The following is a 25,789-nucleotide window of genomic DNA, read 5'->3' on the forward strand; positions in this document are numbered from 1 at the left end:
AATTTGCTTATATCCCAGCACTTAGAAACATAAATGCAAATCATGTTTATTTATTCGTAGTAATTCATCACAAAACTAAAAAATTCTTTCTTGAAATTTAAATGAAATTAACAATACTAAATTTATTTTAGAGCACCACAAAGAAATTAATTATTTTACAAATGGAGGAATCATTCACTTAGATCATGGAGTCCAATATTCTTCATTTGCTTTTTAAGAAATGACTAGAAGTAAAAATGCAAAATTATCAATGTCAAGAATTGATAATTCATTAGAAAATCCACAAGTTGATTTTTTTTTTTTTTTTGTATAAAATCTGAATAATTAAATTTTACTGATATTTCCAAAATTACTTTTAAAGAATTAAAACATATATTAATTGATATAACAATGAAAGAATTCAATCAATTTTAAATTAAAAAACCCCTCAGGGATCCTGAGGGTCTCAAACCATTTAAAAGGTTCATTTTTTTGTCCTAGTTTGTTTGGGTTTATATTTTTTAAATTATTGTCTTGCTTCTTCTTTTACTTCGGGTTGAACTGTAAATTCCCCTTTATTAACTTTTACTGTCACTGTCCGTTTGACATTTTTAAATAAATCTTTTACAGCTTCTTGTGTATATGATTCAACATCTGATAAATCGATTGTTGTAATTGTGTGTGAATAATTAAATATTCTTACTAATGTATCGATATCTTCTTTTGTTGAACGCGATGATTTTTTAGCTAAAACTAGTTTTTCAGGTTGTTTTTCAGGGTCTTTACCATACATTGCTGACCCATGTTCTGAAATTTTATCAGTATTATCAACTTTTAAATCAGAAAGATCAATTTGTAGTATTTTGTTTTCTGTTGAAGCGAATGTCACTAATTTAAATTTTAATGGTTGTTTTTCATCTCTTTGAGGAAAAACAATGTTATTTAAATCTTTTAGTTCTGTTTTTGATAAATCTCAGTTAACGATGTATCCGCCACTACCAAATTCACCTTGGAATTCTCTTCTGTTTTTATCTTTAATATATACTAATTTAAAAATGTTTTCCAATAGTGCTTTATCAGTTGATGCAGCAACAGTGAATTTAGTATATACAACACTTGATCCATAACTAAATGCACCTTGCTTTACTTTAACAAAAACTTGTGGGTCTACAGTTGTTAAAATTTCTGATTTAGGAATTGGATTACCATTTTGGTAAGGGCCAACAACATTTAATTCACCTAATGGCGCTTCGGAAGTAAAGTTAGTATTTTCTAATAAAGCATTTAATGCTTTAGGATCATCTGAACGATAGAATAATGTCAATGACTTAACTTCTTTTGGTAATGCTTTTACAATTGTTGCAGTAGCTTCCAATTTTTCTTTAGTAATATCTCTAATAGCAACAGCAAATTCTTTGTCTTGATCTGTTACTTGTGATTTAGCTACTTCCATAACAGTATTGATATCTAAATCAGTCGGATCTTTAATTTCAACTAAATGACGTGTTTCTGTTTTTTCACCAACTGTTTTTGTGTAAGTTCTTAATACAACTTTGTTTTTATCTTGATCTTTTAATGTTTGAACAGATTGATTTCATTTATCTTCAGCAGCAGCTGAATTTCCATTAAAGTTTAAATTATATAAGTCATCTTGTCCAAGTTGTGAACTTGAAGCCGATGAAATGTAACGACCAGCATTTTTTAATGCTTGATTATAAACATGTGTATTCACAAAAGCAGGTCTTAATGCTCAACTAAAGGCTGAAGTTGGTAACATCCCTTGTTTTAATCAAGAAATTTCTTGATTTGTTAAGTTTTCAACAGTTCTTTCGCCAGCTACTTTTTTCCATTCTTCTCAACGAGCTTTTTCAACTCCTGTTGCTTTTTTAATAGTTGCTTCTAAATCTTTATTCATTGTATCAACGGCCGCTTGTTTATCAGCATCTTGAATGTTTAAAAACTCTTCTCCATTGCTAACTAAACTGTTAACAGCAACATATTTAAAGTCTTCTGAATTAATTTTTACACCTGATTTTAATTTTTTAAATTTAGTGTTAGCTTTAATTAATGCAATCATTGTTTCAGTTGACTCTTGGGCACCTGGGTTGAAGGTGTTATCACTAACATGTCCGTTTCTTTCTACTTTTTGGCGTGTATATGTTCCGTAACCTCCTAAATTTTCATTAATTTTTTTAGATGTATCTTTAGTTGCGTCTAAAGAATTTACTTCTTCAACTTCTAAGTTTGTAGCCATTAAATTTGATGATGTAGATTTTAAGTATTTATCTAAATCTTTATTAGCACTTGATTTTAATTCTTTTAATAAATCACTATCTGTTTTTTTGACAACAACAGCTGTTGTCTTTTCAGTTTTACTTTCTTCTTTTGGAGTAGTTTCAGAACTAGGAGAAACTAACTCAACCACTTCATTTCCAGCCGTTCTTACTTCACCTGGATTAGCTTCAGTAGCTTCAACAGGAGCTGCAGCAAGTAAATTTTCATAACTCAAACTTCTTAATGTTTCACTAGAATAATTTCATGCTGTTTTTTCGGTTGTTTTTCATGGTTGAAAAACAAAAATAGTTGCAGCTGTTGAAACAACTGCGATACCGCCTAATAAACCAATTCATTTTAAAGATTTTTCCTTCATTCTGTTATACCTCTTTTCATTTTTAATACACAAAAATAATATTCTTTATTAAAATAATTAGTACTATTTATTTAAAACTTTTGAAAAAAAACGTTTTAAAAGCCATATTTTTTAAAATTTTTTGCAAAATAGTTTAATTTAATATTTATTTAATTAGTAAGCAAAAAACAAAACTTTAATGTTTATTTTTCAAACAAAATTCCTATTCAGGTTTTGAAACAAAAGCTAATGTAATTTTGTTGATAAAACCGAAAAGTTTATACAGGATTTTTGGATAAATAAATATTTAGATGAACTAAAAAATTATGAAATTAAAAATTTAAGATACTAAAAAAGTAAAAACAATTATAAATCAGACAATATTAATTTTATTGTTGCATTTTTTGGGTTTGGTTTTTTGATTGTATATAGTATAGTTAAAAGTTAATATTATTCCCCACCTTTTTACTCTTTATTTAGTTTAATGAATGGGCGCGAAACAACATAAGAACCACCCACTCTATTGCCAGGGCACAGCGCGCTTGGGCTGATAGGTGGCGTGGTCTCTTCTTAATATATATTAATTTAATATAGGAGATTACTTGATCTACTATTTTTTTTGGAAATTTTGTGAAAAATTTGTTTTTTAATTTTTTTAAATAAATATTAACTTTTAAGTTATTAAGCAATAAACTCAGAAATAGGTCTACTATTTTTGTTTTATTTCATTTTATTTATGAAATGGTTTCAATGTTTATAAACACAATATGCTTGGCATCAAGTAATCAAAACCTAGAGGTCAAGCATGTAATAAGAATAATAACAATTCAATATTTTGAAATGAAATTTCAGATTGGGAAGAAAAATTTGTAGTGTCTCATAAAACAAAAAAAAAAAAAAAACATTCTTTAATAAATATGATAAAAACTACTTTGTAAATGATAAATACTTGTTAATTTACAATATAAATTCATCTAATCAATTAAAAACTGGTGATGAAATAATGTATTTTAAAAATGGCGAAAAAAATGCGGATAATTAAGGTTATTTTAAATGCTTATGTTCAAAAGAAAAAAGATTCTAATGACGCAGATTCTAAATATTTAAATAAAGAAATGCTTATTTTTGAGTTAGATAATTAAGACGCTTTAACAAAAGACAAAAATGGAGTAAAAAAATCCCTAATTTGGATTTTATAAGAATATAGATTTAATTTGCTTGTTTTTGTTTAAAATGAACCTAGAAAAAAATGATCCTTTTAAATAGTGTGAGCCTCTCAGGAATGTTGAGGGGTTTTTCAATTTAAAATTGATTGAATTCTTTCATTGTTATATCAATTAATATATGTTTTAATTCTTTAAAAGTAATTTTGGAAATATCAATAAAATTTAATTATTCAGATTTTATACAAAAAAAAAAAAAAATCAACTTGTGGATTGTCTAATGAATTACCAATTCTTAACATTGATAATTTTTCATTTTTACTTCTAGTAATTTCTTGAAAAACAAATGAAGAATATTGAAATCCATGATCTAAGTGAATGATTCCTCCATTTGTAAAATAATTAATTTCTTTGTGGTGCTCTAAAATAAATTTAATATTGTTAATTTCATTTAAATTTCAAGAAAGAATTTTTTAGTTTTGTGATGAATTACTACGAATAAATAAACATGATTTGCATTTATGTTTCTAAGTGCTGGGATATAAGCAAATTATGTTGTAATAATATTTTTGCTTGCAGTGTCGTGATAATCACGTTCTATAAAATCAAAAAATTTTACATTAGTATTTTTAATTTCTCTAGTTTTTTTTTTTTTTTGATGAAGTTTCCGCATTCCTGATTTAGATATTTGAAAAATTTAATTTCACATTTGTTTAGCGCCTAAAGATTGAGCCACTTCATTTTTATTTTTTTTAGTCTCTTTTTTTCAATTACTTCATTATACCTTTTAAAAAAATAAACTTTTCTAGTCTTCTCATTCATTATAAATTTTTCATAATTTTGCATCAGAAAGCGGCTTTGGTTTTCTAGCTACACAATTATTTTTATTTAATAATTTCCCTATTTTTGATTGTAATATTTTTATATCATTAGAAATTTAAAACTTATAATATTTTTTCGTTTCTTTAGTATTTTTTATGTTGAATTTATTGTAATATCATTTTCAAAAAGTAGGAAGAGAACCATAACTTTTATCATACATTTCAAAAGCTTCTAATCATTCTAATGATTTTTTAAATGTCTTGCCATAATAAAAAGTGAATCTCCATGTTTTGCCCTCCCCAATATTGGGGAGGGTTTAATCTTTTGTGTTTCACTTTTTTTGTCCTAGTTTAGGTTAAGTTTATAAATGTTATTTTGTAAAAATAAAAAAGTTCATAAATGGCTATTTATAAACTTGGGGATATTTGTAAAATTGTTAGTGGAAATGTCAGCAAAATAAAAAAACTTTCAAATTATAGAGATAATAGCGGTAATATTGATTGACTTTTGATAAAAAATATTAAAAATTACGAAATAATTCCTCCTTTTGTAAAATATTCAATAGATCCAGAAAAATATAAACTAACAAAATTAAATAAAAATTCTATAGCATTTTCAATGTATGCATCTATTGGTGAACTTGCTATAAATTATGATTACAATAACTTATACATAAATCAGTCTTTTGTAATGTTAGAACCAAAAGTGAATTTATTAAATTTAAAATATCTTTTTTATTTTTTAATATCTTCTAAAAAAAATATTTTAAAAATGGGCAGCGGAACCACTCAAAAAAATATAAATTTATCAATTGTTAAAAATATTTTAATTGATATACCTTCATTAGAGGAGCAAAATAAAATAATTGAAATTATTAAACCAATAGAAAATTTATTCTTAAAATACAATCAATTAGTTAATATTTCATCATATGAACAAGCTAAAAGAGATATAAATAAAATAATTGAAATTATTAAACCTATAGAAAAAATAAATAAAAAAATACAAAAAATACATCAACTAATTATTAAATTACTCAAATTAATGTATTTTTTGAATATCAAAAATTCAAAAATTTTCATAAGCCAATTTATTGATATGTATTCTAGTAAACTTCATAGCCAATTAAAATATTTTGCAACTAAATCTATTTCAGAAATGAAAATAAATTATGATGATTCATATAATTTTGAAAATATAAATGATTTATCAAGCCAATTTACTAGAGCCAATTTAACACCTTTAAAAAATTCTTTTTTAATTTCTAAATTAGATTCTGAAAATAAAGTGATATATGTTAATGAAAAAATGTCTGATTATGTTTTTTCTACAGGTTTTTTTAATATTTTTCCTAAAAACAAAAATAATACAGATTATCTTTTATCTTTTTTCTTGTCTGAAGATTTTGCTAGGCAAAAATCATTTTTATCTTCAGGTTCAGTAATGAGTGGTTTAAATAATGATTCTATTAAAAAAATTTTAATTTCCAATAATCCCAATATTCAATCTTCTAATTTATCAAATGCATTAGTTAATTTAGATTTATTAAATTATAAAATTAATAAAATTATTAGCTTATTTATAAAGAAATTAGTTATTAATTAAAGTTTTTATTTTTAAATATAATATTTCTTGTGCTACTTTTACTAGCTTTTTTAATTTTATTTCCATTAAAAAACATTGTTCTAAATAATTGTCATATTTAAAATCAAATAATATTAAATAAGGTATAGATCTACTAGCATGCAATATATTTGTTCCAAATGAATTGTTTTTTATTATATTCTGATTTTTTTTATGTTTTAATGAATAATAAATTCGTGAGTTTGAGACTGTATCTGATTGACATTTATAAGCATATCCGTTATGACCATGTATAAAATTAGTCACTATTCCCGGAGTTCCGTCCATAGAAACTAAAACATCTCCATAGTTTACATTTGGTACATTTTCTTCATCAACATAAGTATTTATATTGTTATTTAATGCTGAAATATTTATAAAAGGAACTCTAGTTTCTTTTTTTAGTAAACCATCTTTTTTTAGTTTTTGACCTTTTAACAAACTAATATTATCTATAAATTTTCCTTCTTTAATAGTAAGTACGGAAAGCCTTTTTCCTAAGTTTTCTAATTTAACTAATAGTTTAGTTATTTTATTTACAATGTTTTCTAGAGGTTTAATAATTTCAATTATTTTATTTTGCTCATCCAAGGGAGGAATTTTTATTTCAAAATTATTAACATCTTGTAAATTAAGTAAAGGTATAGTCGAACCTTTTACATATTTTAATTTATTATTTTGCTCATTTTTTTTAAGATAAAAATAAAGGTATTTATTTTTTACTATTTTTTCATTATTAATAATCAGGTAGCTAAGATGTGTTGTTGTAAACTTATTTTTTTGAAAAAAAATAGTACCTGCATTAGCTCCCCTTGTTGTTATTGTTATATATTCACCATCATACTTATATGTATTAATATATCCTATTATTCCATTTTTTGTGGTAGCTGATGAAATTATTGGATATTTTCCAAAATTATTTTTTATGTATTCAGTAGAATATACTTTTCCTGTTTCGATTTTGCAAATATTACCAAGTTTATAAATAGCCATTATCGAACACCTTTTTTATTTTTTTGTAAAAATTTGTCTATTGTTTTTTCTACTTCAGGAATTTCATTAACAATTTCAACAAAAAGAGATTTTATTTCATTGGATAATTCTGTAATTTCCGCATACAATTCTTCCTCATTTATTTTTTCTTCTAAATTTTCAATATATCTTCCCGGCACTAATACAAAATCATTTTCTTCCACTTCTTTTTTGGATACTGTTTTAGCAAATTCTTTTTCATTAACATTTCCAGTTTCAACAAATTGATCATAAACATGTTTTATTTTCTCGATATCTAAATTAGTTAACTCTTTTAAACTTTTTTTAATTAATGTTCCCATTTTAGAGGCGTCAATTAATAAAATATTATCTGTTTTTTTGTTATTGTTGAAAAATCAAATAGTTGCAGGTATCCCTGTTGTATAGAAAAGTTTATCAGGCAAGCTTATGATTGCTTCTAACTTATTATCTTTGATAAGATTTTTCTTAATTTCTTTTTCTTCTTTTTTAGAACTAGATACAGCTCCATTAGCTAAAACAACAGCCGCTTTTCCTTTTTCCCCTAATTTATAAACGATGTGAGAAATTCATCCAAAGTTTGCATTCCCTTTTGGAGGCACACCTCATTTTCATCTTTTATCATTTATTAATTGCTCTTGAGATCATTCTTTTACATTAAATGGCGGATTAGCTAAAATATAATCAAAATCTTTTTTTGTTACATGCAAATCATTTGTGAAAGTATCAGCTGAATAATCCCCTAATTTTACAGCTTCAAAATTTACTCCATTAAGTAGTAAATTTATTTTAGCAATTTTCCAAGTATTGTTTTGATATTCTTGTCCATAAAAATTTACACCAATTGTGGATTTATTATTTTCTTCTAAAAATTGTTTACATTGTAAAAGCATACCACCTGTACCACAGCAAGGATCATAAATATCTGAATTTTCTTTTGGTTCTATAATTCTTACCATTAAATCTACTACAGATTTAGGTGTGTAAAATTCTCCGCCTTTTTGTCCTTGTTTTCTAAAAAATTCACCAAGAAAATATTCATAAGTTCTACCTAAAATATCTTCTCCATATTTACTTGTTTCTACATTAGAAAAAACAGATATAACTTTACCTAATTTGTTTTGGTCTAAATCTTCTCTACTATAGTTTTTTTCAAAAAGTCCGTTTAGTGATCTATTTTCATTTTCTATTAACGTAAAAGCTTCGCTAATTTTTTGTCCTATTGAGCTATCTGTTGCAAAATTTGATACATAATCTCAATTAGCTTTTTCAGGAACAAAGAAATAAGCGCCATATTCACTTAGCAAATCCATATTTTCTTTAATGAATTCTAGGTCTATATTTTCTAAATTTAATTCTTTATCATTTTTTATTTTTTTAACAGCATTGTTAAAGTCATCACTAATTTTTTTAAGACACATTATCCCTATTATTATTAGCATGTATTGCTCTGAAGAAATATTACCTCTTAGTGCATCAGCTGCACTTCATAATTCTTTTTCTAAATCTTGGATTTTTAATAATTTTTCACTATTGTTATTGCTCACTATAAAGTCCTTTTCTACTGTTGATAATTTTATCCAATTCTTTCTTTATATCATCTACACTTTTAACAGCTTCTTTAGGTGGGAAATTATTTCTTAATAAAATTCTTTTTATTTTCCCACCAATCATAGTTCTTTTGGCTTCGAATTCAAATCATCTTTCATTGATATGTTCTTTTATTTCTATAAATATTTCACGAACAATTTTTTCAATCTGTTCATTAGTAAATTTACCGTTTGTAAATTCTTCTGATCTTATTGTTTGAAAAATTAAATTCATTTCTGGAGAAAAACCAGGAATGAATTGCTGTTTTTCTTTGTTATTAACCTCGATTACAAAAGCTTTTATTTCACGAATAAATTCTTCATATGTAATTTGTTGTGTTTGATATTTAATTAAAATTTCTTTTAGTCTTTCTGATAAACGTTTTTTCTCTTTTTCAATAATGTTTGAATTTAATGATATTGCTTTTTGAATTAATTCATTAGCTTGTGAAGCAGCATAATTTTTAAATTTTTCATTTTCTTTAATATCATTAACAACATTCATGAGTTGATCAAAAGTAACTACTTTTTGACTATCATTGTAAACTTCTTTTTTCTCAAAAATAAAAGCATTTTTAGCTGTTTCTTTTAACTCTTTTGATTTAGAGGTAAAATCAAATTTTTCAAAAACATCTCTTGTAATGATTTGAACAACCATTTTTAATAAAAAAACTTTATTTTTATCCCTGGTGTTAACTATATTAACTATTGCGGGATATATTTTGATAATGTTTTTGTACTCTAAAATTAATTCATCTATAAAACTATTTTGTACATCTTGTTCTTTTACATAGTTTAAGCATTCAAACATTTCTAAAGCCGTTTCATATAAATTATCATTATTTATTTGAATGTTTTTAAAATATTTTTGATAAATTTCATTCATCATTTGATCAAAAAGATTTTTAAGATTAGAAATATCAGAATATTGCATTGCATTATCAATATTTTCAATTGTGTCATTTGTGTATTTTTTTAAAGCCTCGGCAATGTTTGGCAAAATTCCAATATAATCAACTATTAATGCAGAATTTTTAATTTTGCTTTCATCTTCAAATCTTCTATTTACCCTAGTGATTGCTTGCATTAAATTTTGATTTTTTAATGGTTTATCAATGTACATTAAATCAAGTGATGGAACATCATATCCAGTAAGTAACATATCTACAACAAAAATAATTTTAACTTCTGAATCTGGTTTTTTAAAATTTTCAATAATTGTTTTTTGCTCTTTTTTATTTATTACTAAATCTTTTAATTTAATGTTTTCATCATTTTTATTTCCTGTAATAATTAATTTAACAACATTTTCTCATTCCGGTTTTTTCTCTAATACCAATTTATAATATTTAAACGCCATTTCTCTGGAAAAACAAACAAACATTGCTTTTCCTTTTAAAATGTCTTTTCTTTCAGAATAATGTTTAATAAAATTATCAATTACAGTGTTGGCTCTCTCGTTAGATTCTAAAAACTTTAAGTTTGATAATGTTTTATTAGATAAAATAGATTGAGCTAATTCAGTAGCTTGCCCATCCAATGAATTTTTAATTTCTTTTTTAGCTTCTTCATATTTTTCATCTAACTCATCCAAAACTTCTTCATTTAATGTTGTTCCTAAATTCACTCCTTGATAATTAATAGGGACTACAAAACCATCTTCTGTTGCTTCATTCATTTGATAAATTGAAACATAATCTCCAAAAATTTTTCTTGTGTCTTTTTCATAATCTAATAATGGAGTTCCTGTTAAACCCAAAAACTTAGCATTAGGAAAAGATTTTTTTAATATTTGTGAATTAGATAATTTTTCATAAAAAATGTCTTTTTTAAAATCATAAATAGTTCTAACATCTTGATTGTGAGAACGATGAGCTTCATCAGCAATAATTAAAATGTCTTTTCTATCTGATAGAAAGTCGTGTTTTAAATCTCTAAATTTTTGAATTGTTGTTACAAAAACCCCATTTTGCTTAATATCTTTCAATTTATAATTTAAATCCTCTATTGATTCAATAAGAAAAATATTTTGATTTAAATAATACTTATCAGATTTATCTAAAACATTTTTAATTTGCTCAGCTAAATCTATCCTATCTACAACAACAACAAAAGACATTTTTTTAAAATAATTAGCTAAATTTTTGATAAGAAAAACAATTAAAAAAGATTTACCAGTGCCTTGAGTATGTCAAATGGTGCCGGCCTTATTATTTACAGAAGAAATATTGGACAAATCATTTTGAACCAATTTCTCAAAAACATTTTTAGTTGCATAAAACTGATGGAAACTCGCTATAATTTTTTCTTTTTTTATGCCATTTGTAAAAATTGTAAAATTTTTTAATAAATCTAAGATAACATTTTTCGAAAAAAGTGAATTAATAGTATTTAAAAACTTTTCCTCAAACATATCTTTAGTTTTTTCTTTTTTATCATTCATGTTTTTCCAAACACTAAAAAATTCAAACCCAGAATTTAAAGCTCCAACTTTTGAAAAGTAAAAATTAGAAATGAAATTAAATACATTATATGTAAATAATGAATTAATATATTTTCAATACCCTTCAATTTGATTATAAGCACCTTTAATAAGATCATCACCTAATTTTTTAGGAGTTTTTAATTCGCAAACAATAACTGGTATTCCGTTAATGAAAACTAAAACATCTGGTATTTGTCTTTTAGAATCAACCCCTGGGTTTAAACTAAAAAAATGAACTTGATTTGTAACAATAAAATCATTGTTTTTTAAATTATCAAAATCTATAACATTAATGTGAATATATTCAATCACTTTTCCTTTTGATACTTCGATTTGAATTCCTTGAGTTAAATATTGAAAGCCTTTGAAATTTTTATCCATTAATTCAGAATTATTATTCACTAAATCAATTATTTTTTTAACCGCTTTAGGAACAAACTCTTCTTTTCCTGGATTAACTTGAATAAGTTTATCAAATAATATTTTTTCCAAAACAAAAATATCAATTCGGTTGTTTCTTAATCTATCTATTTCTTCAGAACTTATAAATTTATAACCTAAATTTTTAAGATTTTCTAAAAAATAATGCTCAAATTCAGCTTCATTCATATTATTAAAATTATGCATTTATAACCTCTTTTTTATGATTTAAAATTGTTCAATAATTTTTTTATTAAACAATTTTACGCTATTTAATTTTACTATATGAATATTAATAACTAAATGAAAAATATAAAAATTAAGCTTTAAATTCCTGAAAAATTACTTAAAAAATAGTTATTATAAACCTGGACAAAAATTAATTTATATATAGCGCGTCTAAAAGTTGAATAAAACAAATATATAGTGTAATTTTTATTTTAAAACTAACAGTAAATCTGACAGTTTTGAAATGATTAATATTTTTTTTCTTCTATTTATAGATGGATTAAAAATATTAATTTTGTAAAAAAAATTTTTTAAAAATATTTTTGAGTTTAAATTTAGTATTTTTAACTATCAATGAATAAAATCAAAATTTTAAAATTTTGTATAGGTGGCTTTTATAATGAATAAAATGAAAAATTAGCAGATTATTTGTAAGTAATAAATTTTTCGATTTATTTTAAAAATTAATCACAAACAACACTGAAATTAAAATGCAAATATATAAAAATTTATAAAAGCTAAGAATGCCATCAAATGACTTTATACTTTTAAAATGTTTTTATAACTAAATCTTGATTTTGATGCATTTTTATATTAATGTCAAAATATATACACTACTTGAAGCAGAAATAAAAATATAAAAAGCAGCTTGTAAAACTGCTTTTAAAAATAGTTTTGTAGCTATAAAAATAAATTTAATATTAAATTATTTTTTGTTACGATTTTTAAGTTTTTTCTTAATTTCAATTTCTGTTTGTGATAGGCGATCACTTTTTAAATTATTAAAATCAGTTTGTTCAGCCGGTTGATCAACAGCATCGGTGATAATTTTAATATTTTTTTTATCAGCATAAACAATCCCAGAATTAATTCATAATTGGCGATGATTAGTTTTATTTGTAAAATTAATTTTAATATATGAAGGCAAAATGGAGCTAACAAAACTTAGACGATTTGGTTGAATTCCAATTTCGCCCGCAACTGTTCTTAAAGTTACGATTTCAACATCTTCTTCAAGATAAACACCAAGTGGTGTAATGATTTTTAGTTTTGTAGTTGACATTTGACACCTTATTAATTATTATTTAAAATTTTCTCAGCTTTAGCAACAGCATCTTCAATTGTTCCAACATATAAAAATGCTTCTTCTGGTAAATGATCATATTGACCATCTAAAATTGCTTTAAAACTTCGAATTGTATCTTTTAAGGTAATGAATTTACCTTCAATTCCAGAAAATTTTTCAGCAACATGAAATGGCTGTGATAAAAAGTTTCGAATTCTTCGCGCACGAGCAACAATTTTTTTATCAGTTTCACTTAATTCATCCATTCCCAAAATTGCGATAATATCTTGTAATTCCTTAAATCGTTGTAATGTTTCTTGAACATCTAGCGCTACTTTATAATGTTCTTCCCCGATTACAAGTGGGTCTAGTAATCGTGATGATGATGCAAGAGGATTCACAGCTGGATAAATTCCTAAAGCTGCAATGTCACGATCTAAAACAGTTTTGGCATCAAGGTGATTAAAAGTAGTAGCTGGCGCTGGGTCGGTTAAATCATCCGCGGGCACATAAACAGCTTGAACTGATGTAATTGAACCTTTATAAGTTGAAGTAATCCGCTCTTGTAATTGTCCCATTTCAGTTGCTAATGTTGGTTGATAACCAACGGCTGAAGGCATTCTTCCTAGTAGCGCTGAAACTTCACTACCAGCTTGTGTAAACCGGAAAATGTTATCAATAAATAACAAGACATCTTGATGCAATTCATCACGAAAATATTCAGCCATTGTTAATGCTGATAAAGCAACACGCATACGCGCTCCAGGGGGTTCATTCATTTGTCCAAAAATTAATGCTGTTTTATCTAAAACTCCAGAAGCTTTCATTTCATAGTACAAATCATTTCCTTCGCGTGAACGCTCACCAACTCCTGCAAAAACTGAAAGTCCACCATGTTGTTTTGCGACGTTGTTAATTAATTCCTGTACTAAAACAGTTTTTCCAACTCCAGCTCCACCGAATAAACCAATTTTCCCTCCCTTAACATATGGTATTAATAAATCAATTACTTTAATTCCGGTTTCTAAAATTTCGCCAGAAGAATTTTGGTCTTCATAAGAAGGTACAGGGGCATGAATTGGATTGCGTTGCACATCAGCAGGAATTGAATCTTTGCCATCAATTGGTTCTCCTAAAACATTAAACATTCTTGATAGCACTGCTTTACCAACAGGAACTGAAATAGGTTTTCCAGTGTCATAAACTTTAGTTCCCCGCACTAATCCATAAGTCATTCCCATAGCAATAGTACGCACAGTATCGTTTCCAATATGCTGCATTACTTCTAAAACAAATTTTTTATCTTTAAAAGTGAATTCTAGGGCATTTAATAATTTTGGCAAATGCCCTTCAGGGAATCGCACATCAATTACAGGTCCTAAAATTTCAGTAATAACTCCATAATTTTGCTCTGCAGTTTTTTTAGTCATGTTTATTTCCTTTCTTCCCCTAGTGAACCCGAAACAATTTCATTAATTTCTTGAGTAATATTTGACTGACGCGATTTATTAAATAATAATTTTAAATAATGGTTAATTTCATCAGCATTATTTGTTGCATTTTTCATTGCATTCATTCGTGACGACATTTCTGAAACTTTAGCTGCGGCAAAATATTTTAAAATCTGCGAATTCAAGAATAGTGGCAAAATGTATTCTAAAACTACCGCTTTATTTGGCTCAAATTCCATATTTTTGTCAATAAAAGTATTTGCTGGTTTTTCTAATAATGGAAAAACTTGTTGCATAACACTTTCTGAACTAATGCTATTAATTTCTTTAGTATAAAAAATTTGAATAGCTGAAAAATTTTGTTCTTCCCAAGTTTTTAAAATTGTTTTTTCGATGTTTTTAACAAGTTTAATATCAACATCATAAGAAACGTGTAAATATGTTTTTAGAATATCAGCCTCAGCAATATCATCCCGTAATAATGACATGCCTTTAGTACCAACAATAATAACTTTATCACCTTGTTGATAATGTTTTTTTACTAATTTAGCTGTATTGTTATTATAAGCTCCACATAAACCTAAATCACTAGTAAAAATAACTAATAATTTAGGATTCTGGGGATAAAAATGAAATGGTAATTCATTTTGATCTAATTGATAATAAATAGTTGTAAAAGTATCTTCGATCGAAGTTACATATTCACTAATTTTTTGTAAAAATTGTTTTGATTTCCGATGTTTTGCTGAAGAAACCAATTCCATAGCTTTAGTAATTTTTCTTGTCGTTTCAACTGTTGTAATTCGACTTTTAATTTTTTGTAATGAGGGCATTGTAGCTTAACTTCTTAATTTCGGAATTGGATGATATTGTGAAGCGTCATAGTTAGGGATAGTTTTAACAAACTCATTAACAAATTCGTGTACCAAATCATAAGTTTGTCTATAAGTTTCTTCGGAAAAAGCTTTTGTATTTGCTAAATCTTTTTCAATCGCCATACCTCTTAGATCGGTATTGAAAAATTTAATTAATTCATTTTTAAAAGTTGTAATGTAATCTTTAGGAATTGGGTTAATCATTTTTTCTTTAATTGCAAACAATACCACTTCTTGATCTTGTTGATTCATTGGTGAATACTGTTTTTGTTTTAGAAGTTGATAAACTTTTTCACCATGATCCAAAATTTGTTTAGTTGTTTCTTCTAAATCTGAACCAAATTGTGCAAAAGCTTGCATTTCATTATATTGTGATAATTCTAATTTTAATGATGAAACAACTTTTTTCATTGCTTTTGTTTGAGCTGCAGAACCAACACGCGATACAGAAAGCCCAATATCAACCGCAGGCCTTTGTCCAGAATTAAATAATGATTCTTTAGTAAAAATTTGACCATCAGTAATAGAAATAACATTTGTTGGAATATAAGCAGAAATATCGCCGGCTTGAGTTTCAATGATTGGCAATGCAGTAATTGAACCACCACCATGCTCATCGCTTAATTTAGCAGCACGCTCTAATAAGTAAGAATGTTGAAAGAAAATATCACCTGGATATGCTTCACGTCCTGGAGGGCGTCTTAATAGCAAAGAAAGTGTTCGATAAGCTACAGCATGTTTTGATAAGTCATCATAAATTACTAAAACATCTTTACCTTGATACATTCATTCTTCAGCAATAGTTACTCCTGTATAAGGAGCAATATATTGCAATGGCGATAGTTCACTAGCTCCAGCAACAACTATTGTAGTGTAATTCATTGCTCCAAATTCTTCTAGCTTATTTACAACTTGAGAAACAGTTGAGTTTTTTTGTCCAATTGCAACATAAACACATAAAACATTTTTACCTTTTTGGTTTAAGATAGTATCAATTGCAATTGCTGTTTTACCTGTTTGTCGATCACCAATAATTAATTCTCTTTGTCCTCTTCCAATTGGAATCATTGAATCAATTACTAAAATTCCTGTTTCTAATGGTTGATTCACTTCTTGACGCGACATAACATCAGGTGCAGGGGTAAAAACTTCGCGTTCTGTAAAGTTAGTGATTGCTGTTTTGCCATCAATTGGATTACCTAAGGCATTAACTACTCGGCCAATTAATTCATCACCAACTTTAATCGAAATAACTTCATTAGTACGATAAACCATTGTTCCTTCTTTAACTGAAGTTTCTGATCCTAAAATAACAACCCCAACAATTTCTTCTTCTAAACTAAAAGCCAATCCTGTAGCTTCAGAGTTTTCAAAGCGCAGCAATTCTCCAAATTGAACTTGATCTAAACCATAAACAACAGCAACTCCGTCACCAACAGAAATAACTTCACCAATTTCAGCATTTTCTGATTTTAGGTCATAATTTTTAATTTGTTTTTTAATAATAGAAGCAATATCTTCAGCTTTTAATGTTGCCATGCTAATTATCTCCTCTTAAAATTTTTTCACCAATTTGTTTTAAACGGGAATTGATGCTGTCTTCATAGACAAAATCATTAATTTTGATTTTAATTCCAGCAATTAATTTTGGATCAATTTTATTTTTTAAAATTACTTTTTGGCCAAATTTTTGTGTCATTTTTTCTTCCAAAGCATTCATAACTTTTAAATCAAGTTGATTAGTTGAATAAACTACGCCATGCAAAATATTTTCACTTTCATAATAAATATTGATAAAAGTTTCTAAAATCGCCTCTAAATGATGACTAAAGTTTTTGTCTACTAAAAGTTTTAGAAAATTTAAAAATAATGAGTCAACACTTTGAGTAAAAACATTGTTTAAAAAAATATGCTTTTCTGCACTATCGATTCGACGATTTTTCAAAAATTTTAGTAAATCATCATTAGTTTGTAAAACTTTTTTCACTAGTATTGCATTATTGTAAAAAGTTGTAATCTTAGCAGTTTCAACACCTAAATCAAACAACGCTTTTGCAAATGAGTTAATTTCTAAACTAATCACTTTGCTTCTCTTTATTAATTAATTTATCAATAATTTGAGCTTCTTCATCTTTATTGATTTTTTCTTCTAAAACTTTTTGAGCCATTTCCATTGCAACATCAACAATTTGTTTTTTGGCATTTTCATTAAATTTTTGTTCTTGTAATTTAATTGCCTTATTCGCATTTTCTAAAATGCGATTAGACTCTTTTTTAGCATTTTCAGCATATTCTAAAGCAATTTTTTCTGATTCCAAGCGCGCATTTTGAATAATGTTATTAGCTTTAATTCGTGTTTCAGTTAATTCAGTATTTTTTTGTTGTTCTAACTCAAGCGCTTGTTGTCGCGCCGCTACTGAACTATCGATATTTTCTTGGATAAAAGCTTTACGCCGCGCAATCATTTCACGCACTGGTTTTTGTACATAATGATAAAGAATGATTGTTAAAATAATTAATGAAATAATTGTTGCTAACATTACATAAACATTAGGAAATAGCCGACTAAACAAATCAGTCATATCTTTTCCTAATTCAGACTGATTTGTTGCAGCTGGTGTTACATTTTGGTTAGTTTGGGTGGTTGTATCGTTTAACAACTGAATAATGTGGTATTTTTCCATGTTTGAATTTCCGATATCTAGATTCTAACCAACAAAAATTAAAATAAGAGCAATAACAAAACCATAAATCGCTGAAGTTTCAGCAATCGCTAGTCCAATAATTAAATTTGTACGAATAACTTTTTCAGCTTCCGGATTACGTCCGATTGCTGATACCGCTTTACCGACAGCAATCCCTTGTCCAACCCCAACAGTTGAAGCAGCGATCATCGCCAATCCAGCTCCAACAGCCATTAATCCTTTTCCGATCGAAATTCCGCCACTAACTTGTGTTGCAGCTTGTGTTGTAGTATTAGTTGTTCCTTCTGTTAGTGTTACTAGTGTAGATAATAAATTAGCCATAATATAAATAAACTCCTCTAAATAGAAATAATGTAAGACATTTAATTAAATTAAAATTTTAAAAAATTTTGTATTGTTAATTTTTAGTTTTCTTAAAAAATAATTTGCGTAATTTGTGATTTTTAATTTTTTCAACCACTTCATGACCTTCACTCTCATTTGCTTCAGCGCCTCAAAAAATTGAAGTCAATAAAAAGAAAATAAAACACTGAATTAAGGTTCCAAAAATATCGAAGTAAAACCGAAGTGGAATAGTTGCAATAGCTCCTAATAAATTAATTTGATTAAAAATTGGAAGTGGAATCATTTGTCAAATCACTCCAGTGAAACTATTAACTAATAAAATTAAAACTGAACCACCAATAATGTTTCCGAAAATCCTGAACGATAGCGACAATAGCAATGCTTGAACCCCAACAATTTCTAGTGGGTTTTTAACAAATTTCATCAATCATTTAATTTTGTTATATAAAAACCCAATAAAGTAAATCCCGATTCAAGTAATTAAAGCCAAGGTTAAAGGAATTGAATAAGAGACAGCTACTGGTTCTAACCCAATTAGTGAAACTAAATTTCCGAAAATTAAAAATGTTAACAAAGTAAATAAATAAGGAGCAAACTTATTTGTTTTTCCATTTCCTGTTTCTTGAACAATTTTATCAACCACTGAAACATATTGCTCAGCAATTAAGGCAACTGTATTTGGAACTTCATGCGCTTTAACTTTAACAACTTTGAAATATACTACAATTGCCAAAATAGAAATTAAAATTGTAATGAAAACTAGTGTAAAAAGTTGTGGTTGAGCCCAATTGCCAATAAATTTTTCTAACATTTTTTTGCCTTCCTCTTTATTAACGTTGCCATCAAAATTGCAATCATTGGTAAAACAATTACAATTAAAAAACTAAAAATACTAATCGGTGCTTGATAAGCTAAGCTTCAATTCGTGCCACTTCAATAATTAACATATAAAAGTAAAACTATTAAACCACCAATCGCAAAGACATTTATATACATTTTAAAAACAAAAAACAAAATCACTAATGATTTTTTATTTTCACTTTTAAAAAGCTTTTTTTGGTTAAAAAAATATAAGGTTGATAATAAAAAAATTATATTTGGAACTAGTCCTCATAATCAACCATATATATATTTTTCACTTTTAATTATAAGTAGTAAACAAATAACTAAACCAAATAAAAAAAGTCCTGATCAGGTTAGCATTATTTTTCTACTTAAAAACATATTTTTTCCTAACTATGACATAAGCTTTTGAATTAATCAAATTAAATTATGTCCTTATTATTTTATTCCTTTTTTGAAAAAACAAAACAAAAAATTTTATTTTTTATAAGCTCTATTTTTGCTTGTAAAAAGTACTAATAGCAGCTTTTAAGCTTTTAAAATAAGTACTAAATTTAATTGATCAAAAACTAAGAAAATAATAAAAACCAAAACAAGTTTTTAATTTCTTGTTTTGGTTTTTAGGATTTTGTAATAATTTAAATTACGCTAATCACAATTTTGGAATCTTGATAATCCATTTTTAATGCTGTAAGATCATTTAAATCATGTGAAATTAAGTAATTTGCTAATTCTGAACCGATATTTTTTTGAACAAAACGTTTAATTGGACGAGCTCCAAATTCTGGTTCATATGATTTTTCAATTACATGATCAATTAATGATTTAGTAACTTCTAGTTTAATATTGTAATTTTGTTTTAATGATTTTGCTAATTTTTTAATTTCAAATTCTGCAATTTCATGCACAACATCTTTACCTAATTTATTAAAGGCTATAATTTCATCAATTCGATTAATAAATTCTGGTCTAAAGTAATTCACTAATAATTTTGTAATGTTTTTATCATCTAATTTGCCATTCAAAATGTCTTCTGAACCAACATTTGAAGTCATAATAATAATGGTATTTTTAAAGTTTACTGAACGACCACGTGAATCTGTCAATGTTCCAGTATCCAAAATTTGTAATAAAATATTTAAAACATCCAGGTGAGCTTTTTCTATTTCATCAAATAATACAATTGAATATGGTTTACGACGAATTTTTTCAGTCAATTGCCCACCTTGTTCATATCCTACATAACCTGGGGGTGAACCAATTAATTTAGCAACTGAATGTTTTTCCATGTATTCTGACATATCTAAACGAATCATTTCTTTGTCGGAGTCAAATAAGTTACTTGCCAATGAACGTGATAATTCAGTTTTACCAACTCCAGTTGGTCCTAAAAATAAGAATGAACCAATTGGGCGATCCGGATCATTAATATTAGCTTTTGAACGTAAAATAACATTTGCAACTAAATGAGCTGCTTTCGCTTGACCTTTAACACGAGCATTTAAATTAGCCTCTAACTCCAATAATTTTTCTTTTTGTGTTTGTACTAATTTTTGTAATGGAATTTTAGTTCATTTCGAGATAACCTTAGCAATATCTTCCGGGGTAATGGTTTCTCTAATAATGGAATTGCTTTGATTTTGTTGCTCAAAAGCAGCAATTTTTTTCTCTAATTCAGGAATTTTTGAATATGCAATTTCTGAAGCTTCTTTGTAACGTCCTTCATTTTGAAACACAACTAATTTATGATTTAAACTACTTAAATCTTGCTTCATTTTCGCAAGTTCATTAATAACATTTTTTTCTTGATCTCATTTAGTTTTAATTTCTTTTGCAGCTGCTTGAAGTTCATTTAATTCAGTTTCAATTTCAACAACTCTAGTTTTACTTTCGGGGTCTTTCAAAGATTTTTTAGCAGCTTTTTCAACTTCTAGTTGAGTAATTTTTTGGTATGCTTTTTCCAAATTTTCCGGCAGATAATTCATTTCAGTTTTGGTTGATGCTGCTGCTTCATCTAATAAGTCAATTGCTTTATCTGGTAAAAAACGATCTGAAATATAACGGTTTGATAATTTTGCAGCCGCTACCAATGCTTCATCATAAATTTTTACTTTATGAAACTCTTCAAAACGTTTTTTAATTCCCCGTAAAATGGTAATTGTATCATCAACTGAAGGTTCTTTAACAAAAATCTTTTGCATTCTCCGTTCTAGAGCGGGGTCGCTTTCGATGTATTTTTTATATTCATCTAAAGTAGTTGAACCAATTAATTTAATTTGCCCCCGTGCCATAGCAGGTTTGATGATGTTGGCAGCGTCCATTGCTCCACCACCATTTTTACCCGCACCAATTAGCATATGAATTTCATCAATAAAAACAATAATTTTGCCATTAGCTTCATCAATTACTTTCATTAATTTTTTTAATCGATCTTCAAACTGCCCTTGGTATGAAGCTCCAGCAATTAATGAAGGTAAATCCACTTCATAAATTTCTTTATCTTTCAAATCTTCAGGCACACTTCCTTCAACAATTTTTTGCGCCAATCCCTCAACAATAGCTGTTTTACCTACTCCGGGTTCTCCAACTAAAACGGGATTATTTTTATTTTTTCTTGAAAGAATATGAATGATTCTTCTAATTTCATCATCACGACCAATAACTGGATCTAATTTGTTATTTTTCGCAAGATCAGTAAGATTTCTTCCATATGTTTTTAAAGGGTTTTTTTCTTCTTGATTTGGTGTATAACTCATTTCCATAAATTGCCTCCTTGTAAATGATTTATTAAATCAACTTAATAATTATATCATAAAAATTAGCACTCGTAATAAAAGAGTGCTAATTTTTTAAAATATTTAGTTTTTGTTTAGTAAATCAGATAATTCTTTAGCAATTTGTTTTTTATATAAATGTCATTTGTTTAATGTAATTCGATAGATAGGATAATTTTTAGCTTTAATAAAATTTCGTTTTTTAATATCCCCAAACATATTTTTAAAATCATCATAATTAAAATAGGCATCTAGATCGATTCCTAAAATGAACTCATTACTTTCAGAATCTAAAAGAGCAATATCCATTTTATAAGAACCAATTGAAAAAGCTTTTTTAATTTTGAATTCTTGTTGAAATTTTTGTAATTTTAATCATTTATAAACTTGGTCACGGAAATTAGTTAGTGAATCTAAGTTTTCATAACTAGCAATCAAAGTGTAATTTTTTCGATCAATACTTTGTAATTCCAAATATTCCAACCATTTTTTGAATACTATTTTATTATCATTATTTTCATCTTTAATTTTTACTTCTGATGAGTGAATCGATTTAACAACAATCATTTTATTTTTAGCTCTAGTAATGGCAACGTTTAAAGCATTTTTACCACTTCCAGAAACAACGTATACCCCCGTTAAATTAGTTGTTTTGTCATAAACAACAGAAGCAATGACTAAATCAGCTTCATCTCCTTGAATATTTTCGATATTTTTAATAGTAAGTTTGCCATTCTCTAAAGCATTCAATAATTCAGGCTCATTATTAAGGATTTTTTGAAAAATCAAATCCTGTTGCTTACCGTTGAATGTCAAAATGATAATTGATTTATAAGTTGCAAAATTTTGTTTAGTAATTGCAATAGTTTTTTCAGCCTCAATTTCATTAACTCCTGAATTTCAAGCTCCATTAGCTTCGATTACTTCTAAAGCTGTTTTATTTTGAATATCTTTATTATCAATCGCCTTTAAATTAGACTGATAAAAAAACTTTGAAGAGAATAGCACTAATTCAGAAGATTGAGAACGGTAATTCATTTCAAGATGATATTTTTCTAACCCCTGTTGACGCGCTCAATCTAATAAAGAAGTAATTTCTGATTCTTCATTATTAAAGTCTTCATCTTCTCAACGTTTTGAAAATCAGTTTGAAGGTTGCATTTGTTGATCATCACCAGCAACAATCAATTTTTTTCCAATCGAAATAAAAGGAATAGCTTTCTCAAAAAACATTTGGGAAGCTTCATCAAAAATAACATAATCATATTTATCGAAATCAAAATCAATAAATGTTGCTAACTGTTCTGGTGTTCCTACAACAACATCAAACATTTCTTTCAAAATGTCGCGAAACAGAGTGATAAATAATTGCGGCTGAGTAAATGAACGTTCTACCCGGCCATTAAAAGCACGGTAGCGTTTATTATTTTCAGGCACTTTAATAAACTCTTCAATTCGTTTTTTAGCAAGAGCTGAATTTAGAGCAACAATTTCTTTTATTTTATTTAAATTAGTGTTATCTAGCGATTTATTTTTAAGCATTTTTTCATGTAATGTCTCAATTTTATAATATTCAATAAAATGCTTTAATAAATCTATATTGCTAATTTGATTAAATAATGCAAATTCTTCAGCTTTAAAATTACTAAACCCATCAACTTGCTTAATTTTTTGCAAAATTTCATAATAAGTTTTAAATTCTGCATCATATAAATTAATTTTAAAAACTAATAAATTAATAGTGTTACTAATTTTGCGCATGCTTTGCGCCATTGTTCTTTTGTCAGTTGAGTAATTTTCTCAATATTTACTAAAAGTTTCAAAATCTGAAAATTTATTAAAGGCATCATAACAAATTAAAAAATCGCTTTGAAACTTTTCAAAATTAAAAGTTGTCCCTAGTTTTAAATTATAAATTTTTAAAATTTGGGTAAAAGCTATAAAAGAATCATAATCAGTTTCCTGATAAATTTTTGCTTTTATTTTGGAAAATTCAATTTCAATATTTTCAACAAAATGATTTCCAAAAACTTTTTTTTGCTGAATTTGTGAATTTTTCTTAATGTAATCTAATTTATTTTTTAAAATTTGGTAAAAAAATTCTTTTTCTTTTTTATCTGATTTTTGTTGACTTGTAAATTGCAACATTAAATCAGATAAACTATCCATTCGTTTTAATACAGCATCAAGTGCAACTTTTTTTTGGGAAATAAATAGGGCTTTTTTATTATTGGCTAAAATGTTAGTCAAAATGTTAGCGATAGTTTGGGATTTACCAGTTCCTGGTGGACCAATAATAATTGCTGAATGATCAAGAGCGCCTAAAATTGCTTTTTCTTGAGAAATATCAGTCGGAGTTACCCGCACAATGTCTTCATGGTTCAAGATTTTATCAAGTGCAATATTGCTATAATCTTTTAAAACATCAACGTTAACTAAATTGTCAATTTTTTTATTTTCAATTAAATTAATTACAGCTTCACGCAAGTTTCCGCCAAGTGGAGCACATAAATTTAATACAAGCCCCGGCATAATCGTTAATGGAGTTTTAGTTTTTTGCAAATCTTTTTTAGTATTAATTTTTTCAAAATTTGCTAAAAAATTAACATTAGTTTTACTATTGACAAATAAATTATGAGTTTTTTCTAAAAATTCTTCACTAGCTTCTTGTAATGTAACTTTTTCAACTTGAGAATTCTTTTTAGGTAAGTCAATATTTAGCAACTCATTTAGAATAAAACTTACTTTATCATTAACAATAACTGAGCTACTCCGCGAAACTAAAAAGACATCATTGTTTTCGATTATAATTTCTACCTCTTTTAGTAATAGAGGTGCATAAATTGTTTCTTTACCATCACTATATAAAATAAAAAATGTTGAAACAAATAATGGCCAAATATTAGTTTCTTGATAAATATTAGTAATTTTAATAACATTAGACTTTCAACGTTTCAAAAACATTGTTTTATCTGTTTCGATTTTTTGAATTAATTGGGATTTACCAACTTTAAAATCGGTTTTTAATTTTTTTAGCAAAATTTGATATACAGCAATGTGATTTTGGGTTAAAAAATCTTCCAAGGCCGAAAAATCATGAATTTCTTGAATTTGCTCAATTAAATCAAAAGAATTTTTTTCTTTAATTTTAATTTTAAATTCATCTCTACTAAAAACTTTTTGTAGTTCTGCTTTGGATAGTAAACTACTTAAATCTAAATTGATGCCACCAATTTTAGTAAAGACAGCATTATCGGCTTTATTATTAATAACTAATAAATTATTTAATAATGTTTTATATTTATTGCTGTTTAAAACATTTAATTCATTAATATGGGTATTTTTTTTAAAGTTTAAATCTTCAAATATTGCCATTTTAACCCCTTTGAATTTCTTTGAAATGCCTAATTGCAAAACTAATTGCTTGCTGAATAATTTCAATGCGTGAGCCTGCTAAATTTAATTCAAAAACTTGCTCATTAATTGCAATGTATACCAAGCCAACTGGTTTATTATCTAAAACATTTGGACCGGCATTACCAGTGAAAGCAAAACAATAATCAACATTAAAAAAAATTTTTCCTTGTGTAGCCATAGCCTTAGCAGCATCAGCATTGACAACGCCATTTACAGTATCAACACCTAGTTTTTCTTTAATTTCGTTGTTGTAAGTAACTAATGCTCCTTTAAAATATTGCGAAGCTCCAGGTGTTTTGATTACTTCATAAGCAAAGGCTCCACCTGTGAATGATTCAACGCTGGCAAATGTTACTTGCTTCAA

At 26.5% G+C, this 25,789-nt stretch carries 18 protein-coding genes; 1 reads left to right on the forward strand and 17 read right to left on the reverse strand.

Going from position 1 to position 25,789, the window contains the following annotated elements; all coding sequences use genetic code 4:
• Positions 1-505: 505 nt before the first annotated feature.
• Positions 506-2,629, reverse strand: coding sequence for a hypothetical protein (locus ACW95P_RS03815; RefSeq protein ID WP_457961912.1), 2,124 nt, complete (start codon positions 2,627-2,629; stop codon positions 506-508).
• Between the two features lie 1,692 nt (positions 2,630-4,321).
• Positions 4,322-4,444, reverse strand: coding sequence for a hypothetical protein (locus ACW95P_RS03820; RefSeq protein WP_457961913.1), 123 nt, complete (start codon positions 4,442-4,444; stop codon positions 4,322-4,324).
• 548 nt (positions 4,445-4,992) lie between these two features.
• Here ACW95P_RS03820 and ACW95P_RS03825 point away from each other — a divergent pair.
• Positions 4,993-6,198 carry a restriction endonuclease subunit S gene (locus ACW95P_RS03825; protein ID WP_457961914.1) on the forward strand — a complete coding sequence of 402 codons (1,206 nt, stop codon included), beginning with the start codon at positions 4,993-4,995 and terminating at the stop codon, positions 6,196-6,198.
• On the opposite strand, the gene ACW95P_RS03830 is transcribed toward ACW95P_RS03825, so the two are convergent.
• The 15 genes from ACW95P_RS03830 to ACW95P_RS03900 all read right to left on the reverse strand — a co-directional run bounded on the left by ACW95P_RS03830 (position 6,184) and on the right by ACW95P_RS03900 (position 25,789).
• Complete coding sequence (locus ACW95P_RS03830) at positions 6,184-7,209, reverse strand: restriction endonuclease subunit S (protein ID WP_457961915.1); 1,026 nt, start codon at positions 7,207-7,209, stop codon at positions 6,184-6,186. The genes ACW95P_RS03825 and ACW95P_RS03830 overlap by 15 nt on opposite strands.
• On the reverse strand, positions 7,209-8,774 hold the full coding sequence (locus ACW95P_RS03835) for a type I restriction-modification system subunit M (RefSeq protein ID WP_457961916.1): 1,566 nt from the start codon (positions 8,772-8,774) through the stop codon (positions 7,209-7,211). The genes ACW95P_RS03830 and ACW95P_RS03835 overlap by 1 nt, the downstream gene beginning before the upstream one ends.
• The gene (locus ACW95P_RS03840; RefSeq protein ID WP_457961917.1) at positions 8,764-11,928 is read right to left on the reverse strand and encodes a type I restriction endonuclease subunit R; all 3,165 of its coding nucleotides are present in this window, start codon (positions 11,926-11,928) and stop codon (positions 8,764-8,766) included. The genes ACW95P_RS03835 and ACW95P_RS03840 overlap by 11 nt, the downstream gene beginning before the upstream one ends.
• Before the next feature lie 727 nt (positions 11,929-12,655).
• On the reverse strand, positions 12,656-13,012 hold the full coding sequence (locus ACW95P_RS03845; protein WP_457961918.1) for a FoF1 ATP synthase subunit delta/epsilon: 357 nt from the start codon (positions 13,010-13,012) through the stop codon (positions 12,656-12,658).
• Positions 13,013-13,023: 11 nt separating this feature from the next.
• Positions 13,024-14,445 (reverse strand): F0F1 ATP synthase subunit beta, encoded by a 1,422-nt coding sequence (atpD, locus tag ACW95P_RS03850; protein ID WP_457961919.1) that lies wholly within the window; start codon positions 14,443-14,445, stop codon positions 13,024-13,026.
• 2 nt (positions 14,446-14,447) lie between these two features.
• A complete protein-coding gene (atpG, locus tag ACW95P_RS03855; RefSeq protein ID WP_457961920.1) occupies positions 14,448-15,299 on the reverse strand; it encodes an ATP synthase F1 subunit gamma in 852 nt (283 codons plus the stop codon).
• 6 nt (positions 15,300-15,305) lie between these two features.
• Entirely contained in the window at positions 15,306-16,880 is a 1,575-nt protein-coding gene (atpA, locus tag ACW95P_RS03860; protein WP_457961921.1) for a F0F1 ATP synthase subunit alpha, read from the reverse strand.
• Between the two features lies 1 nt (position 16,881).
• Entirely contained in the window at positions 16,882-17,424 is a 543-nt protein-coding gene (locus ACW95P_RS03865) for a F0F1 ATP synthase subunit delta (protein ID WP_457961922.1), read from the reverse strand.
• On the reverse strand, positions 17,417-18,025 hold the full coding sequence (gene atpF, locus ACW95P_RS03870; protein ID WP_457961923.1) for a F0F1 ATP synthase subunit B: 609 nt from the start codon (positions 18,023-18,025) through the stop codon (positions 17,417-17,419). Before atpF ends, ACW95P_RS03865 begins: the two co-directional genes overlap by 8 nt.
• 24 nt (positions 18,026-18,049) lie before the next feature.
• Positions 18,050-18,367, reverse strand: a complete 318-nt coding sequence (gene atpE / locus ACW95P_RS03875) for an ATP synthase F0 subunit C (RefSeq protein WP_457961924.1) — start codon at positions 18,365-18,367, stop codon at positions 18,050-18,052.
• 76 nt (positions 18,368-18,443) lie between these two features.
• Complete coding sequence (locus tag ACW95P_RS03880) at positions 18,444-19,202, reverse strand: F0F1 ATP synthase subunit A (RefSeq protein ID WP_457961925.1); 759 nt, start codon at positions 19,200-19,202, stop codon at positions 18,444-18,446.
• Positions 19,196-19,615 (reverse strand): hypothetical protein, encoded by a 420-nt coding sequence (locus ACW95P_RS03885; protein ID WP_457961926.1) that lies wholly within the window; start codon positions 19,613-19,615, stop codon positions 19,196-19,198. The genes ACW95P_RS03880 and ACW95P_RS03885 overlap by 7 nt, the downstream gene beginning before the upstream one ends.
• Positions 19,616-19,872: 257 nt before the next feature.
• On the reverse strand, positions 19,873-21,996 hold the full coding sequence (locus ACW95P_RS03890) for an ATP-dependent Clp protease ATP-binding subunit (RefSeq protein ID WP_457961927.1): 2,124 nt from the start codon (positions 21,994-21,996) through the stop codon (positions 19,873-19,875).
• A gap of 96 nt (positions 21,997-22,092) precedes the next feature.
• Positions 22,093-25,383 (reverse strand): DEAD/DEAH box helicase, encoded by a 3,291-nt coding sequence (locus ACW95P_RS03895; protein WP_457961928.1) that lies wholly within the window; start codon positions 25,381-25,383, stop codon positions 22,093-22,095.
• 1 nt (position 25,384) lies between these two features.
• A complete protein-coding gene (locus ACW95P_RS03900; RefSeq protein ID WP_457961929.1) occupies positions 25,385-25,789 on the reverse strand; it encodes a CinA family protein in 405 nt (134 codons plus the stop codon).

This window comes from Mycoplasma pogonae (assembly GCF_054170725.1).